The organism is Halosimplex amylolyticum (genome assembly GCF_051414035.1).
GTDB lineage: Archaea > Halobacteriota > Halobacteria > Halobacteriales > Haloarculaceae > Halosimplex > Halosimplex amylolyticum.
In genome coordinates this window covers 929,142-945,479 of record NZ_JBLKNW010000002.1, presented here as the reverse complement: position 1 = coordinate 945,479, position 16,338 = coordinate 929,142, and the positions used below count along the sequence as shown (strand labels likewise).

Below are 16,338 nucleotides of genomic sequence, written 5' to 3'. Positions count from 1 at the left end.
GGTTCCACCAGGTGATTTCTGACGCACGGTCAATTGCGGAATGTAGTGTACGCTGTGGTGAGTGCATTATCGGATTTCCATTTTAGTACGCATATTTTCGGTCATATTGCCCCCGTCCTCGATTACCCGCCGACATCGAGCTTGATCCGCATCGCGACTTGTTCGCTAACCCCATCGACATCGGCGACATCCTCTAGTGATGCCATCTTCAGGGCGGCATGCGTATCATAACCGGATCCGCAAAGTGACTGCGCAATCTCATCTGTAATACCGTTCACGTCTTCCAGATCTCCTGAACTGGGAGTCGTGTCCGGACTGTCTTCATCAACCCTCTCATCCCTAGGTTCTTCGCTGGTGTCGGTCTCGGCACTAGCAGGTTTCGTCGGAAGTCGGTCTAGCATTTTGACCGCTCGATCGAGTTCCTCCTCAGTGTCGACGATAACCGGAAAGATGTCTCCGGTCTGAGTATCGACCGGCAGATAGATTTCGCTTGGACCGTCGTCCAGTAGGGTACCATAGAGTGCTCGCATCGTCGGATTTGGCTGCCTCGTTTGAACACACTCGAACCTAGTGACCCAGTTCCCATCCCCAAACATCTCCCGATACTCCTGCATCGAGAAGGAGTTTCGCTCGGCCTGTTGCGTTCCGTACCCCTCGTTCTGCACAGCTTCTCCTTGCCAGAATTCTGCCACCTTGGCAGCCCATTGCACCATCGGGTCATCCATATCCTCGCCGTTGAGCTGGTTCTGGCGGACATCTAGGATGGCAGTACACAGGTTGTTCAGGTACCGGACGAGTTCGTACCATTCACTCAGCTCGTTTTGTGCTACCGTTGCTGTTCCCTTCGACAACTTCTGTTCTTCTCTTGTGGAAGATGTTTCCGTCGGTGAAACCGCCGAGACTGCGTCATCCCAGCTATCGAAGAACTTGTAAATTACTCCTGCCGAGTAATCCGATGCCGCCTCGAACTCGGCCATTTTCGGATCACCGTCTGTCTCTGTGACTACCTTCCGAAGAGTGGCCCTCACTCGATCCTGGATACTGGGCCCCGCTTCTTCCAGTGCTTCGGTGACACTGCCGAACACTTGTCGGTAGTCGTAAGCGGAAAATTGGCTATGCTCATCGACATGGCTCGAGAGTGGGAGGAAGCCGAGTTCGGTTGATACTCGATGAAGCTCATCGAGAAGCTCTTCTCGAGATACCGTGTCGAGCGATGCTGCGTCAAGCGCATCTCCCCACGATTCGAAATGCCTGTACGCGTCAGAGGAGTTCAAGGACGAATGCGTCTCGAATTCCAAGGTCGTAGGGCGCTTTTCGAGTTGCTCAGAAACTTGTTCAATCGCATCGATTACAGCCTCCCGCGTGGCCTTAGCCTCTACTTGGGTTCCCTCTTCATGGTCCGTGGTCGTTCGGCTACTTGTAGAACCTGAGTCGGCACTGGAATCTCCTTGGGAATTTTGGGTAGAGCCCTCATCGTTGGCAGACTTTGGGGCGGTACCAGACTCGTCCACTGAGCCCGGCCCAGCTTCGGCCGTTTTCCTAGAAGTGGCTTTGTCAAGATGGTGTGTAACCTGCTCACGATACTTTTCCAGTTCAGTGGTCGAACGGTCAAACGATTCGGCATCGGAAATCGACGCATCAATCGATGACTGCAGATCCTGGAGCTTGGGCTCCGGCACCTGCATCCCGTTTTCCATGAGTACTAGCTTCCGGCTGACTTCGACCTTGACTGCATGGATCCGGCTTAGCGTTTCTAGACGGTGCTCGATATTGTTGAGTTCTTCCGTGACCGCCTCAGTCGAAACGCCGGCTTCATTGGCGTTACGCTCAAGCGTTTGCTTGGCGTATTTATACTCCTCAATGGCATCTTGGAGGGGATCAGTGCTCGGGTCGACTGTTTCGAGCCTTTCGGTTACTTCCTCGAGTACGTTTCGCGTGTCCTGGGATGGAAGTGTGGTATGGGCCAAGAACCACGACCCTAGCGCTTGGCTCTCGACTTCTGTCGTGAATGAACTGTCTGATTCGACGCTTTCTTCGCTGACCGATGTCTTGGGAACGAGCTTATCTTGAATGTACTCGACAGTATCTTCTGGGTCTGACGACTCTTCTATGCTAACTGCAAATTTATACCGTTTTGGCTCCGTGCTAACGGTAACGTATTTCTTTAACAGACTACTTTGGAATTCCGCCCCAGTTACATCTTCTGCCGTAATATCGAGTATTGTGTCTTCATCTCCCCCGAATGCAAATACGATCCGGCGATCGGTTACGGCCATAATCGACCGATAGTTGGAACCGGCGGTCATCGACTCGCTGGCCGTTCCATCTGCAGTGTAGATGATGATGCCGTCGGACTTGTTGACAAGGAGAAAGTGCGCAACCTCATCCTTTTGGAGACGCTCATAGATCGACCTGCCTGAGAGATGTTTCTTCGAGAATAGTCCTGCCTCCCCGTTCGTAAACGCCGCCTTTGGGATAGTCCCTTGTGCTTTCGAACGCATTTCCTCAGGACTAGACTTGCTACCCTGAGAGACGTTTTCCGACTTTTCCTGCTCCATTTTAAATATCGCTTTTGTGTAGCACGTTTGAGTGATTAGTTATCGGTGTTCCCGTTTCACTGTTCTAGTGGATAGGAATCGTTAAAAATTGATATACCAGGTGGCATTGGTTTGATTAGATGGTTTTAGATGAATGCGAGTGTGTACGCCCATGATTCTTCAGGTTCGACTTAGGCTTGACGGGAATGGTTAGAAATACAACCGTCCCCCGGTTTGTTTCTCTGAAAACTCGTTCGCCATTATTCGAATATTCTGTATTCTCCCGTGTGGTTGCGCAGCAATCTGCGGCACATTTTGCAGTTCATGCAATACGCTACTAGTTCAGGATTTCTCTCTCTGGAATATGTACCCGATCTCGGAGGGGGCTGTATTCAGGTCACACTCCCCCGCGTGCGAGTTGTTTTCGCTTCTCCTGTTCTTCATCAGAGCTGTTGTTATAGGAGTCGGCCTGAAGCCGTTCACCGCTGCGATCGTGCACGATTTTCGTCATCTGGAGATCAACCTGGTTTGCCCTCGCCAAGAGGGCATTCGTCCCAGGGAAGTGATCTTACTTAAATCGATAATAGCAGCCGAACCGATCAGTCGCATTGCCCCGTTGCTGTCGATTCAGCGAGCACATGCTTCGGGAGCCGGATCTGGAGGGTCCACTCTGAGCCCTGCTCCTCGATGAGCAACTCGTTGATCCGGGCCTCGTTCTGGATGATGTGATCACTGTCCCGTGTGACGAGGACGCCGGAGCCACCGTCGGCAGTCCAGGCGGCGGCGTCCATGACGATTTTGGTATCTGCGTCGTGGTTCAGGACGTCGTCCATGGCGAATCGCAGTTCGAGGGGCGGGATGGGATTCACCGTCTGGTCGGCGAGCAGTGATTCGAGATACTCGACGCGACGCCCTGCCGCCCGGACGAAGGTCCGCAGATCCCGGAGAATCTCGCGCCGGTCACCGCGTCCAGCGAGGTCCATCTGCAGGTTCCGGACATGTTTCGCGTCGTTCCGCGCAAAGTAGATGTGCCTGTCATCCGGGTCGTACTCCTCGATGTCGGCGTCCAGTTCCACGAGGTAATCGACCATGTCCTCATAGATGTCGCGGCGTCGCTCGGAGACCGTCGTTAGCTCCTCGATGACGGACTCACTGACGATGATCGTCACCGACTCGGATTCGATCAGTTCGGTCTCGTCGATATGTTCCCACTCGCGCTGGACGAAAGAGAGCAAGATACACGTGTCGGCGAACACCTCGCGTGTTGCCGAGGGGCTGGGTTCTGTGCTCATTCGATGTAGTGGTCTGCGAGCGAAGTGATCGTCTCCGTCACGTCGTCGTCCGGCGGGCTGTAATCGGTGTAGTCGGGTTGCAGTCCGGCCTGTGCGAGTTCTCGTTCGAACCGGTCGGCTTCGCGTTGCAATTCGTCCTCGAAGTCTGCGAGCCGGTCTGTTCGCTCCGCCCGCAGCGACTCCGCCGAGGGCCCTGTAGCGGTCTCTCGGGAGATGTAGAGACATGGGTATCGCCAGACGTAGTAGAAGAAGAAGTCCTGCATCGACTGCACGGTGGCCACGTGCCCGGGTTCCAGGTCGTCCGGGGAGCGGTTGGCCAGCATCAACAATCCGTCCTCGATAAGGTCGGTTCCACGGACGAAGCCGTCGAACGTCGCCTGGAGTTCCTCCGAGGACTGGATGGAACAGTGAAGATCCGAGATGTCGAGCCCGACGTCGTTGACGAGTGCGTCGAGAGACTGCGTGGGTTGATCGCCCTCGGTAATGGCTTCAACGACCGTTTCGACGTCGCGCAACCGCGTCCGGAGGTGCGTACTCTGGACGTAGAGGTCGCGATAGGCCGCGGGCGCGTGTTCGAGATAGAAGTTCTGAAGGAATCGCATCGTACTCTGGTGCCACACGTCCGGGAGCGTCGCCACGTAAAAATCGACAACGTCCGCGCGCCGGTCGACGAGTCCATCCGGCGACGGGTCGGTCTCTCCGGCGCTCTGGGGGGAGAACAGGATTGGATCGATAGTTTCGTCGTCCGCAGGGGAAGCTGCGGAGTCGAGAGGAGCACTAACGCCGTCAGTGGCGTCCGTCGCCGAGTCCGTGTCGCTGGGCGCTGCCGATTCGTCCGCTTGCAGGGTCGGTTCCGCCGGTCCTTCAAGGTCGTCGAACGAGGACTGCAGTCCAGCCGGTGTCGCGCCGTCGCCAGGCATGACCGCCCCGGCCAGGTACCAGCTGTAGGTGACCGAGAGATCGAACTCGTCGATGGCCAGGTAGCAGAGCTTCTGTAGCTTGGTCTTGCTCGCGTACGAGGGATCGACGTCGTCCTGCCGACGCATCGCCTCGGCGATGCAGTCCAGCAGCTCGTCGACGAGCGCGCGTTCAGGGGGCGAGAGGTGTCCCATCTATTCGAGCCTCGGTGCGTGTTAGGTCTAGAAGGACCGCTCGACGTTAAATATCTTCATGGCGGCCGGGACCAGGTAGTCGGAGAAGTGGAGCTTGGAGAGCGATATCAGTACGATTCAAGGCGAACCACGCGGACGTGTCGGTGTGTCCCCACCGATCAACGTCGCGTTCTGGACGACGTTCTACGAGACCGCCGAAGACCCAGACCGGACGTACCACGACGTCCTCGCCGGGACGGACGACGCCATTGAGCGTGCGGCCCAGCTCTGGGACTGGAAGGACCTCAGCCGAGGTGTGGACTTCTCGTGTGTCCGGCCAGTGCTCGAATCCGAAGTCCTCGAACCGCTTCTCGACGAGGAACCCGCGGCGGCCGTCGAGACGCTCGGTCGAGAGCTCGTCGACGCAGGGGCGCTCTCGAACGCGACGGTCGTGACGCCGGCCTTTCTCCTCCATCTCGCGGCGAGTGACCCCGACGCGTACTCGGCCCGCTTCCCACTGTTCGACGTCCGGGTCTGGACGGCCTTCGTCTTCCTCACGGGACGGCGGTCGGGGACGGACACACTTCCCGTAGGCGCGACCACGTCGACGACGAAGTACGGCGAGTACGTAGCCTTCTTCGAGCGGACGCTTCCCGATGGGATGGCAGGACGACGATACGAACGGGCACTGTTCCGGTTCGGGTCCTACATCAGCGGCCTCCCGGAAGAACAGGTAGGCGAAATCGCCGCACATCTCGACGACCTCGAGGCCGCAATCGACGGATACGCCCGCAATGCGGACCGGTATCTCACTTTGCACTGACCGGGGCCCAGCCGTAGCGTGGGGCCACCCAGTCGAGTTATCGATTTAAGTAGAGCTATCTCTCTGGACGCGTGAACGCCGTAATCGACCATGCTCGCTGGGTGCATCACCGGAACAGCTAAGATGGAACCATGATATAGATCTGGTAGCTACGACCCGGCGGGAAACCGCTGGCCCGGATTGTTGGCATCGTCATCAAAACTAACTCGCGTTCGCGTGGCCGCTCACCAGCCGCTGTCCAGTACCGATAGGTCTCGGACAGCGCTGTCGAACTCGTCCGAGCAGCTGCGCGACGCACGGTTTTCCCAATCCATGTCCTCAGGCCAACAGTCCGTAGCGTGGCGTGTCGCATCCGAACGCACCTCGACCGACGAGCCGACGGTCGTCGACAGCGAGGAGTCGTCGGCGAACGACTTCGATACCACGGCCGCGTGCACCGAATGTGGTGCGCAGTCGTTCACTCGGAGTGCCGCGAGCGAGTGGTACTGTGAAGCGTGTGGCGCTGTCCACACCGGGGCCGAGATCGAATTCAGCGAACCTGGCTGGAAGCCCCAGGAGGACCGCCGTACTGGCCCGGCCGCGTCCGTCTCCCGGGTGAGCGTCGGCACCAAGATCGGCGATGGTAGTGGTGCAGGCGCCGGGTTCTGGGCCCGGTTCAACAACCGCCTCGACCACGCCAACGAAACACTCCGCCACGGGCTCCGTGAACTCCGGGCGCTTGCGACGTCGCTCGAAGCGAGTGACTCTCTCGTAGACCAGGCAGCCTACCTGTTCCGCCGGGTCGCCGACGACAGCCTACTCGTCGGCCACTCCATCGAGGCCATGGCCGCAGCCTGCGTCCACGTGACGGCGCGAGAGGACTACAACCCGTTCCCGCTGAAACAGATCGCCGACGCCTCTCCGGTCTCGCTCGATGATATCAGGAGCGCCGTGAGCAAACTCGTCCGCGAATACGACCGCCAGGTCGCACCGCCGCTCCCGAGTGCCTTCATCGCGCGATTTGCATCCGAAACCTCGCTCCCGACGGCGGTCCGCCAGCGAGCGTCCAACCTCGCCGACGCCGTGATCGAAGACGGCGCCCACGTCGGCCAGAGCCCGACGGGAATCGCCGCGGCGATTCTGTACGGTGTCGCACAGGGACACGACGTCGAGGTGACCCAGTCAGATCTGGCCGACGTCGCGTACGTGAGCGTCGTCACGCTCTCGCGACACTGGCAGACGGTGCAAACGTACCTCGACGACGAATAGGATGGTCGAAGCCACTTCGTCTCCTATCTTCGAGCAGGAGCTTACGGTGGGCGGGCCGAGCAATGGTACTGCCAGTAGGGCGAGGGACGAGAAAATTCCGACATTCGTTGGATGCCGTCCCACTGGTAGAGAATCACGGGACTCTAGGTGGATCCCACGGAAATACTGCGCGGTTATCAGGGAGAATAACCTGGCCCCTAACCTTTTATCCAAGTATGTGTGATTCTCTTGCTATCTTGGCACCAACAACTTCGGAGATGAATGCCCCGTGAGAGTTGGTGAACTTGGGAAACTCGCGATCGGGAACGAGACGCCGGGAGAGAAATTCGCCGCGAACTGGTTGGCCGATCTGCCAGAACCCCAGTGGCCGGCATATATCGACGATTCGGCCCGGCTAGTACTAAGTGGGATCGGTATCGGGGAGACGGATCTCACGAAGGGTGATTTCGGGTTCGAGACGGGTCGGTTCTACCGCGAGGGGCTCTACCGGACTGCTGGGATCGAGTCGAGGGACACATCGCTGCCGATCGGCAACGAGAAGGCCAATACGATCGGGGAACTCGCGTTCGAGTTCGCTCGGCTCGCAGAGGAACTCTCACAGTCCTCTCACGTGCAGTACGCCGACTTCGGTCAGGCAGTCCAGGCGGCAGTGAACAAGGCACTCGTCGAACGGATCGAAACCGGTGAAATCGACCACGAGACCGTCGAGACGCTCGATATCGGCCACGATGCAACGACCGTCGATTTTATGCTTGAACTGTTCTGCCGGCCACAGGACGAGGCGTACCTGGAAGCACTTATCGACACGGTCAGCGACCTCACCAAGGAAGGAACGTCACTTCTCTCGATACTCGAGTCTCCCCGGATGACCACGCCGCTGTGGGAACACCAGCGAGCCGCCGTAGACGCCTGGCTGGACAACGACTGTCGTGGCGTCCTCAATATGGCGACGGCGACGGGGAAGACGGTCTGTGGCATCGCGGCCATTGCCCACCACTTCGGCGAGTTACACCCCACGGACCGTGACCTGGCGCAGAGCCGAGACGAGGAGCAAGGTCGGGCAACCGTCGTCGTGGTTGCCCATCGCAAACTCATCCTAGAACAGTGGCAGCGGGAGTTCGACAAACATCTCAACATCCCCGAAGAGCGAGACGTCACTGCAGAACGCACGGCTTCGTTCCACTGGGGCGACGTCGAGTTTGTGACCGCGAGTCATCTCCAGCAACGGGGTGTGCCGAATGCAGATCTCGTCATCCTCGACGAGACGCACCACTACGTCGGTGGGTCGGGCTTCGGGCAGTTGCTGGACGACTTCGACGGCGACGTCCTGGCCCTCTCGGGCTCATTGACGAACACCGAGCGCCGGAGCCTCGAAAGGCGAGACATACCCGAAATATTCCAGTTCACGCTCCGGGACGGACAGGAGGCTGGCATCGTGCCGACGTGTTCGTGGACCGTGACGTACACGCCCTACGAAGGCCAAGCGAATCTAGCCAGCGTGACGAGGAAGTGCGAAGAAGGCTTCGAGCGGTTTCAGGACGGTAGACGATTGGAGGAGATCAACCAGGAACTCGACGACCCACGAGACGACACAGGATTCGACACCCTGAGCGAAGCGCGGTCGCTTTCCCAATCGACGCTCGGTCGGCGTGTGAAGGAGCAAGACGACGAGTTCCGCGTCTTTTCCTCGGCGATCAAATCACGGCAGATGACGCGGTACAACCTCTCGCCGGACTTGGAGACCGTCGCGCGGCTCGTCCTCGATCACGTCCGCGAGAAGAAATGTGTCGTCCTGCTGGAGTCTCTGGACGAGATCGAGTCCGTCCGGAAGATGGTCTCGATGAAACTCGACGACGAACAGGAAGACCTGTTACTGACGGTGTCGTCGCAACAGGACGACCTCCTGGAAACCGTCGAAGAGTTCGACGAAGAGTACGACACCGGCGCCCTGATCGGCTCCGGGAAGACGCTGGGGGAGGGTATCGACATCAAGACGGCGGAGGTCGCGATCAACCGGGGACGTGGCAGGCTCAGCAGTTCTCTCATTCAGCGGATGGGACGGGTGCTCCGCAACCCGACAGGCGATAAACACGCGGAGTTCTATCACGTCGTCGGCGTGCCGACGGAAGACGACGCGCGGCTCGCCGAAAAAGATGGGATCGAGTTGTTGGAAACCGCTGCGCAGATGGTCGAGTGGGGCCAGTCGCTTCGAGCGCCACCGTCGTTCGACGTCGACAGTGACGCCGGGAACGTCGCCGCCGTCGTCGAAGAACTCGAACAAGCCGGGTCGACAGCGATCGAAGCACGGTATCCCGACCACTACGACCCCCCGGAAGACGAGGCCACCTGGGAGCGGCTCCAGGAGTTTACGACAGCCGTGGGCTCGGCCACTGACAGGTCGATGCTCCTCTCGTTGGAGATCGACAAACCCGAGCCCGAGGTAGAGCCAGTCGTGGCGTTCGCGCTCGACGAACCGGCCACGCAGTACGAACCCTATGCGACCACGACCGTCGAGGTCGAATGCTGGGTCGGTGAGCTCCTGCAGGCAGCACTGGCCGACTCGTCCGAGCTGCTAGACAAGTTCGCGAACGACGCACTCCGGGAAGCAAGCCAACGAAGTGGACGGTGGACTGTGCCGGTCCGTGCGGAGAAACGAGTCCGGCTTCGACTCCGGGCCAACCCCGCGCTCGTTCGGATACTGGAGTCCGAAGCCACCGACGAGAGTAACTCTCTCGTCTCGGACAAGACGTCCGAGATCGTCCAGTCCGCGCTGTTAGTAAAGATGGGTCTCCGAGGGAAAGACGGACAAGCAATCGCCGACTGCGTCGAGGAGTACTTCGAAGCGGTCACACCGCGGGAGTACGAGAGCGTGGGCGACGTGGTGAATCGGGCACAGAGTGCACTCGGTAGCGAGGAGATTCTAACCGCAGATGACTGACGACATTGAAGACGTAAAACCGATTCAGGCACGGCTAGAACGCGAGGCTCGGCGTGGCCGATATCTCACGTGGATAGCTGTCGGATCCCTCGTTCTTGCGGTAATCGCCGTCGCCACTGGGTACGTCATCGCAAGCGGGCTGTTTGTCGCGCTAACTCTCGCTTCCGGTCTCGGCGTCGCATGGACGAAGTCACGACACAGTACGGCACAATCTGATCTGGTCGAAAAATCCTCTCACGGTGCCAACCAGGCAGTCAGTGAAGGACGGACGGCGATTCGAAGTGGCGAGCTGGTCAACGCGAGACAGACTTTCGAACGGGCAGTGCAGTTCGGTGAAATCGCTTCGACGGAGATGGGCGAGTCGCCGGCCGACTGGGGCAAACGCGCAAAGAAGAGCGGAATCGACGACGGAATACAGTTGGAGTACGTCGTCTCGAAATCGTACCTTCATCTCTTGGACAAATACGAGAATTCGGCGTACGATCGTGACCAGGTCCAGACAAAGTTCGACGACGCTGAGAGCGCACTTGGCGCTCGGAATTATGCAGTCGCCGTCTCACAGCTCGCAGACCTGGCCGAATTGCTCGACGACGAGTCAGCGTTCGTCGAGGGACTGCAGCAGTCGTCAATGGCGACCGCAGTCGAGGGGGTTGGACCCCGGCGAGAAGAGAAACTGTCAGCCGCCGGGTACGCCGACCCAGTCCGACTAGCTAATGCCTCGGCCGAGACATTGGCCGAACTACCGACGATTGGACGGAAGACTGCAGCGTCAATCCGGTCCTCGAGTCGGACGCTCGTAGACGACGCGACGTTCGTGGCCGGACTCGTCGACGACGAGCCGACCGTCGAGAGCTATCGAACGGAATGGAACGAACTGGCCGCGCAGCTCCGGCGTGACCTCGTCGCAGAGAGTGTTGATACCCTCGAGACGGGATTACAGGACCTTCCAGATCCCACGTCTATGGATCCCGACGAGGCCGCTGAGGCCGTCGACCAACTGACGGATCTCCGTTCATCAGTCGTCGGACCGATGGACCGTCTGGCCACACTTCGGGAGTCGACCACGGATAGCCAGTGGGTGACTGTCGACCTCGACGCTCTCGAACCGGACGGCGATCTTCCATGGACGGCGATGGAACATTCGAGGCACCCGCTCTCTCTCGCACTTATGCGCCCGGAAACATCAGAGGACGAGTTCGGTATCTCAGAGCAGAGAGCTGAACGCGTCCGGGAGCGCTCGCTCGACCGTCTCTCGAAATGGGAGGCTCCCTTCGACCAGTTCGAGGCCCCTGTCACTGCATTCGTCGACCAGCTCGAACAGTACGAGAGCATCGCACAGTGGTACACGCCGTGTCAGGAGGCGATTGAGGGGGCTGAGGAGTCTATCGAACGTGGCCGGTCGAAACTCGAAGCCGACGTCGATACGGCAGCCACGCATCTCGAAACAGCGACCGGGCACGTCGACCAGGTGAAATTAATTTTGGAATCGGCCACCTTCCCGCCCGCCGTCAGGTCCGAGTTCGAAGACCGACTCGAAGAACTCGCCGTAGAACGAAGCAAGCTGGAAACGTCGATTACAGAACAGCGGCATCGAGAAACGTTCGAAGAGGTAAAGAAACTGATTGACGAGGCAGACGAACAGAAGGCTGCGGGGCACCTCGAGACCGCGGAGTCGACGCTCGAAGGTGCGGCGGAACAACTTTCGACCGTCGAACCGTCTATCGACCAGTCCCGGTTTTCCACAGTCGAATCGGAGCTAGAGCGGGTACAGGGTTCTATCACGGTGGCAACGATTTCCAAGACACTCGACGATATCGAAGCGGGCCTAGAGCGCGCCCAGGAGAGCGTCGATACCGATGTCGACACTACGCACGACCAGCTCTCTCAGGCACGTGAGGGCCTCACCACGGCGCAAGAGGCGTTCGAGGACCGACCGCTTCCCGAGGAGCAGGCACGACCCCTCTCGACTCGTATCGAGGAACTGCAGGAGTCACTCGGTGCAGTCGAGCATCAAGCTGCCGTGCAGGAAGCCCACCAGGAACTCGAAGAGACACAGCGGCTGATCACCGAGGCGGACGAATTGGTAGATACTGGACAGCTAGAGACGGCCGAATCGAGACTCCAGGAAGCGAGCAGTCATATTGCATCGGCTGAACCAGTGCTAGACCAGTCAGAGATCGCACCGGTCGAAGGTGAACACGCACGAGTCGACGACAAAATCACGGCCATCGCTGTCTCGAACGACCTCGACGACATCGAGGATGAGATCCAGTGTGCCAGGGAGAGTCTGGACACCGATCTGTCCGTGTCTGTCGATCACCTCTCAGAGGCCCGGTCTGCGCTGGAACTGATTCAGGAAACGGTCGAGAACGAGATCAAAACCACCGAACAGAAACAGACGCTAACCACTCGCATCGACGACGTCCGTGAATCGATCGTCGAGGTCCAGCACCGCGCAACCGTGAAGGAGGGAGAGCAGTCACTGGCCGACGCCCACGAGCTACTGGGTTCGGCACGAGACGCCATAGATGCCTCCGAGCTTCGTGGCGTGTTCTCGACCATCGAGGCCGCACGAGAGCGAGTCGCGTCGGTCACCGTGGACGAACTCGAAGACGACCTTACCGCCTTCCATGAGGAGGCGGCGTCGGTACGAGAAGCGCTGATCGATGCCATCGTTACGCCCGCCCTCAACGAGACGGAACACGAACTGAACCGGGCACGGGGATATCTCCAGCACGACGTCGACGACACGCGAGAACGTCTTCAGGTCGCCCGGAATCACCTGCGAGCGGCCGATCACCTCACAGATGACAACTCCCTTTCACAGCCAGTTCGCGAATCCCTCGCTGAACGGGCCGACCGGTATCACTCGCAGGTACAGACCCTCGTCGATAGCTGTCGGGAGCGAGAAATCGCGGAAGCGATAGACGAGGCTGCCGACGAAACCGGAGACGTACGGGAAGCGTTCCGTTCCGGCGCAGTCGAGAAGGCACAGGAACAGGTAGACTCGGCTGCGGCCCGTATCGAGAACGTTCCGGACGACGCGCCTGAATCGGCGGTAGAGGAATTGTGGGAGGAACTAGAGACGGTGCGGACCAAAATAGCCCAGCACGAAGTTAGCGAGGACATCGCGAACGCGGAAGCGACAGTGGACGAAGCCGAGGCAGAACGCGCTGCCGGGGAAGAGACCGCGGCTATCGACGCGTACCAACGGGCGATTGACACCTACGAAACCGTCCAGCTGGACGCACAGGACGCCTCGGTTCCGGAGGAGTACGAAATCGAACGCCGCATCGAGCAACTGCACGCGGAAATTGATAAGGTCCGGGACCAGTGGATCGAGACGCTCTCGATGCAGATCGACAGGGAACTCCGTGCGGGCGAGCGCGCCGTCGCACAAGGACTAGACGCCGCGACAGAGGGCGATATCGAGATGGCCGAAACGAAGTACGAAATCGCCGAAGAGGCCGCGACAGCGACGAGGGGTCGGCTTCACGAGAGCATTGACGATCCCACCGGTGGCGAACTATCACTCCCGCCGGCAGTTCGCACGGAGTACCAGTCGGCCACCAGTAGCCTCACGGGGCACCTCGGCTATCTCAGAACACAGATTCAGGAAGCGGCCGATACGGCCGAGGGGGCTAGCCACGCGACCCTCCTCGCGGAGTACTACGACGGACTCTACACGGTGTATCGGGCACTACCGGATACCGTCCATCCACTGTGGCGGGACGCACTCACGACAGTCCTCTTCGGCGGGGATGGACTGGAAGCAGGTGTAACCGAGTTCGGAACGCAACAAGCAGAGCGCAACGAGGCGTCGATTTCCACACTCAGAGAGGAAAACGGGAATGGGGACCAGATCACCGAGTTCTTCCAGATAGACACGGCTGCCCCCCGCCCCGAAGACCAGAAGTTAGTCGACGCGAACCAGCAACTCCCGGTGGCGCCGGAATCGAACACCGTCTTCCCGGTCGACGTCGATTCGTCGTCGGTCCTCGACGCCATCAGGCTACTGGCCGAAGTTCCGGCATATCCAGCGGCCGACGACGATGGAGGCAACGCAACCGCCCTGCTTGACGTCTCCTACTTCGAAGAGCGGTTCACCGACAACCGGGATACGATGCCTGCGGAAAGCGCGAGTATAGAGCGGTCTGTCAGCAACGAACTGTCGGAACTCCAGCAGGAACTCGAAGCGCAGATTGGCGATTCCTGACGCCTGTTCCAAGGGCGTCTCATACACAGTAGAAGCGATCACCACGAACGAATGTGTCGCCGCGAGAGTCTGCCATCTCAGCAATGGCGTGAACGTCACCGCTCTTTCCGTTCGGTGGTACCCGTCGAGAATATATCGCCTAGTTCAAGTCTGAAGATATGATCCGCACTGTTTACGATCTGGGGAAGTTCGGAACCACTTCACAGCAGTTCGTTATCGAACTCGGAGACGATCTCGTCGAGCACGTTGTCCCCCTCCACGGTTTATCGTTGCTCTCGTCTATTTCCGCTTCGTCGTTCGATTCCAGCGCATCCTCGCCTGCTTCTTCCGCTTCCGCCTCGTCTTCGCTCTCCTCAACCAATTCGTCATCTGATGTCCCAGTTGCGCTCTTGGTTACCCCGGGCACGTCCGCAGCAAGCTGTGTGACCGTCAAGTCCCGTGAACTCGATAGATTGAAGGTCGTCTCTCCGTTCTTGTCCCACTTCTGGAAGCGCACCTCCGACAGAACGTACCACTCGCCGACGGTCCAGTCGAACTCGTAGTCGTGTTTCGCCCAAATGTCGAACGTCGCCGACGTCCCGGTGACGTCCTGAACGATAAACCGGCCGTCCTTTTTCTCGTCCGGGGCGTGGCATTCGGCTACGTAGACTGCTGTTTCGCCGTGGAACCGGCTCTCGTTGGGTAGCTCGGCGAGCGTGAAATAGTCGTCCAGGACGTCCTCGTGGCTCGCCGTCTCATCTTCCGCTGGGCCATTAGCTCGAGGCTCCTCGGCCGTTGACTTCGAATATCCTGTCGAATCGTCCGAATCGATATCGGCAGCGTCTACGGCAGCCGCCCACGAGCCAAAGTATGTCGAGTACTTCCCCGAGTTGTATGCACCTTGTCGACCCATGTCGCCAGACGTAGGATAGCCTTCGACGGCTTCTACGACACGTTCGAGTTCGGCTAAGAGAGCATCTTCGATACTGGTGCCCGCCGCTTCCAAGCCGCTATTCCAGGAGTCGAAGGCCTCAGTCACGTCAGCGGGGCCCCGGTCTGCTCGTTCGAGGAACTCGTTGCGCTTCGGCATTCGCCCGAGGTCCGAAGCAACGTCTTCGATGGCCTCGGCGATCAGTTCCCGCTTACTTCGCCCGGCACCGATATCGCTGTCAGGTGCTCGCTCTCGTTGCAACGCTCGGCGTTGTTCGAGATATCGGCGATTCCCCTAGAACACCGGCCTGGTTAACCTCCGTGATTTTCACATTCATAAGGGGGCCGCACCCTGGGTGAGTGGACCATGAAAACCCACGTCACCTTCGTTCTCGACTCCTCGGGCTCGATGTCGACCATCCGGGAAGACACTATTGGCGGCTACAACACGTTCCTCAAGGACCAGCAGGACGAAGACGGCACGGCGACTGTCTCACTCTACGATTTCAACACCCACGTCGACCTCGTGTACGAAACCTCTCCCATCGAGGAGGCTCCGGAACTGGGTAACGACAACTACACGCCATCGGGACAGACCGCGCTGCACGACGCGATCTATCGGGCAGTCACCGAAATGGCGGACCACTTCGCGGCAATGGATGTCGAAGAGCGACCGGATAACACAATCGTCGTCATCCTCACCGACGGGAAGGAGAACGCGTCCGAGACTCCACAGGCGCGAGTTCGTGAACAGATCGAGTATCGCCAGAAGGAGTTCAACTGGGAGTTCCTCTTCATAGGCGCGAATCAGGACGCGGCACTCACCGCTGGCGGGATGGGGATCGACGCAGACCACTCACTGAACATGGCACACAGCGGTGAAGGGGCTGAGGCTGCATATGAATCCACATCTGACCGAATCAGTAACTCCCGACGGGAAGGTACGACAGGAGAATTCAACGCAACTGATAGAGACAAGCAGGACGACGCTCGCGATAGCTAACGGTCGAAAATTGAGTGAATAGGGACAGGCACATATTGAGCTGCTCCCAAGATCATTATCACAAGCAGGGGAAACGACCCGTTACACAAAGTCCGAGCTATCTGTGTGCGTCCATCATACCAATGTCACGATAATTGTTGCTGTCCTGCCCGGTACCGCGACACGGTCAGCTCGACCATTTCCTCAAAAACGTCAATCATGGCTGGATCATATCCGAGAGGATATCCATCGACGCCAGTTACTTCATTTACATTCCAAAGGCCACTCTCGGCGACCGGGGA

The 16,338-nt window shown here is 58.9% G+C and carries 9 protein-coding genes; 5 read left to right on the top strand and 4 right to left on the bottom strand.

Translation table 11 applies throughout. From position 1 onward, the window contains the following. Positions 1–122 precede the first annotated feature (122 nt). From ACMGFE_RS15020 to ACMGFE_RS15010, 3 genes are all read right to left on the bottom strand, one after another. Positions 123–2,558, bottom strand: coding sequence for a homing endonuclease associated repeat-containing protein (locus ACMGFE_RS15020; RefSeq protein WP_436926023.1), 2,436 nt, complete (start codon positions 2,556–2,558; stop codon positions 123–125). Between the two features lie 578 nt (positions 2,559–3,136). Continuing rightward, positions 3,137–3,829: a DUF8169 family protein gene (locus ACMGFE_RS15015; RefSeq protein WP_436926022.1), complete on the bottom strand. Its 693-nt coding sequence runs from the start codon at positions 3,827–3,829 to the stop codon at positions 3,137–3,139. After that, positions 3,826–4,941 carry a DUF8098 family protein gene (locus ACMGFE_RS15010; protein WP_436926021.1) on the bottom strand — a complete coding sequence of 372 codons (1,116 nt, stop codon included), beginning with the start codon at positions 4,939–4,941 and terminating at the stop codon, positions 3,826–3,828. The genes ACMGFE_RS15015 and ACMGFE_RS15010 overlap by 4 nt, the downstream gene beginning before the upstream one ends. Positions 4,942–5,086: 145 nt before the next feature. On the opposite strand from ACMGFE_RS15010, the gene ACMGFE_RS15005 reads away from it, so the two are divergent. The 4 genes from ACMGFE_RS15005 (at position 5,087) to ACMGFE_RS14990 (ending at position 14,145) form a co-directional block, all read left to right on the top strand. Then, complete coding sequence (locus ACMGFE_RS15005) at positions 5,087–5,743, top strand: hypothetical protein (protein ID WP_436926020.1); 657 nt, start codon at positions 5,087–5,089, stop codon at positions 5,741–5,743. Between the two features lie 312 nt (positions 5,744–6,055). Further along, entirely contained in the window at positions 6,056–6,991 is a 936-nt protein-coding gene (locus ACMGFE_RS15000) for a transcription initiation factor IIB (RefSeq protein ID WP_436926019.1), read from the top strand. Positions 6,992–7,259: 268 nt separating this feature from the next. Then, positions 7,260–9,929: a DEAD/DEAH box helicase gene (locus tag ACMGFE_RS14995; RefSeq protein ID WP_436926018.1), complete on the top strand. Its 2,670-nt coding sequence runs from the start codon at positions 7,260–7,262 to the stop codon at positions 9,927–9,929. Then, the gene (locus ACMGFE_RS14990) at positions 9,922–14,145 is read left to right on the top strand and encodes a helix-hairpin-helix domain-containing protein (RefSeq protein ID WP_436926017.1); all 4,224 of its coding nucleotides are present in this window, start codon (positions 9,922–9,924) and stop codon (positions 14,143–14,145) included. Before ACMGFE_RS14995 ends, ACMGFE_RS14990 begins: the two co-directional genes overlap by 8 nt. 172 nt (positions 14,146–14,317) lie before the next feature. On the opposite strand, the gene ACMGFE_RS14985 is transcribed toward ACMGFE_RS14990, so the two are convergent. Beyond that, on the bottom strand, positions 14,318–15,316 hold the full coding sequence (locus tag ACMGFE_RS14985) for a homing endonuclease associated repeat-containing protein (protein ID WP_436926016.1): 999 nt from the start codon (positions 15,314–15,316) through the stop codon (positions 14,318–14,320). 105 nt (positions 15,317–15,421) lie between these two features. On the opposite strand from ACMGFE_RS14985, the gene ACMGFE_RS14980 reads away from it, so the two are divergent. After that, positions 15,422–16,057 carry a vWA domain-containing protein gene (locus ACMGFE_RS14980; RefSeq protein ID WP_436926015.1) on the top strand — a complete coding sequence of 212 codons (636 nt, stop codon included), beginning with the start codon at positions 15,422–15,424 and terminating at the stop codon, positions 16,055–16,057. Positions 16,058–16,338 lie beyond the last annotated feature (281 nt).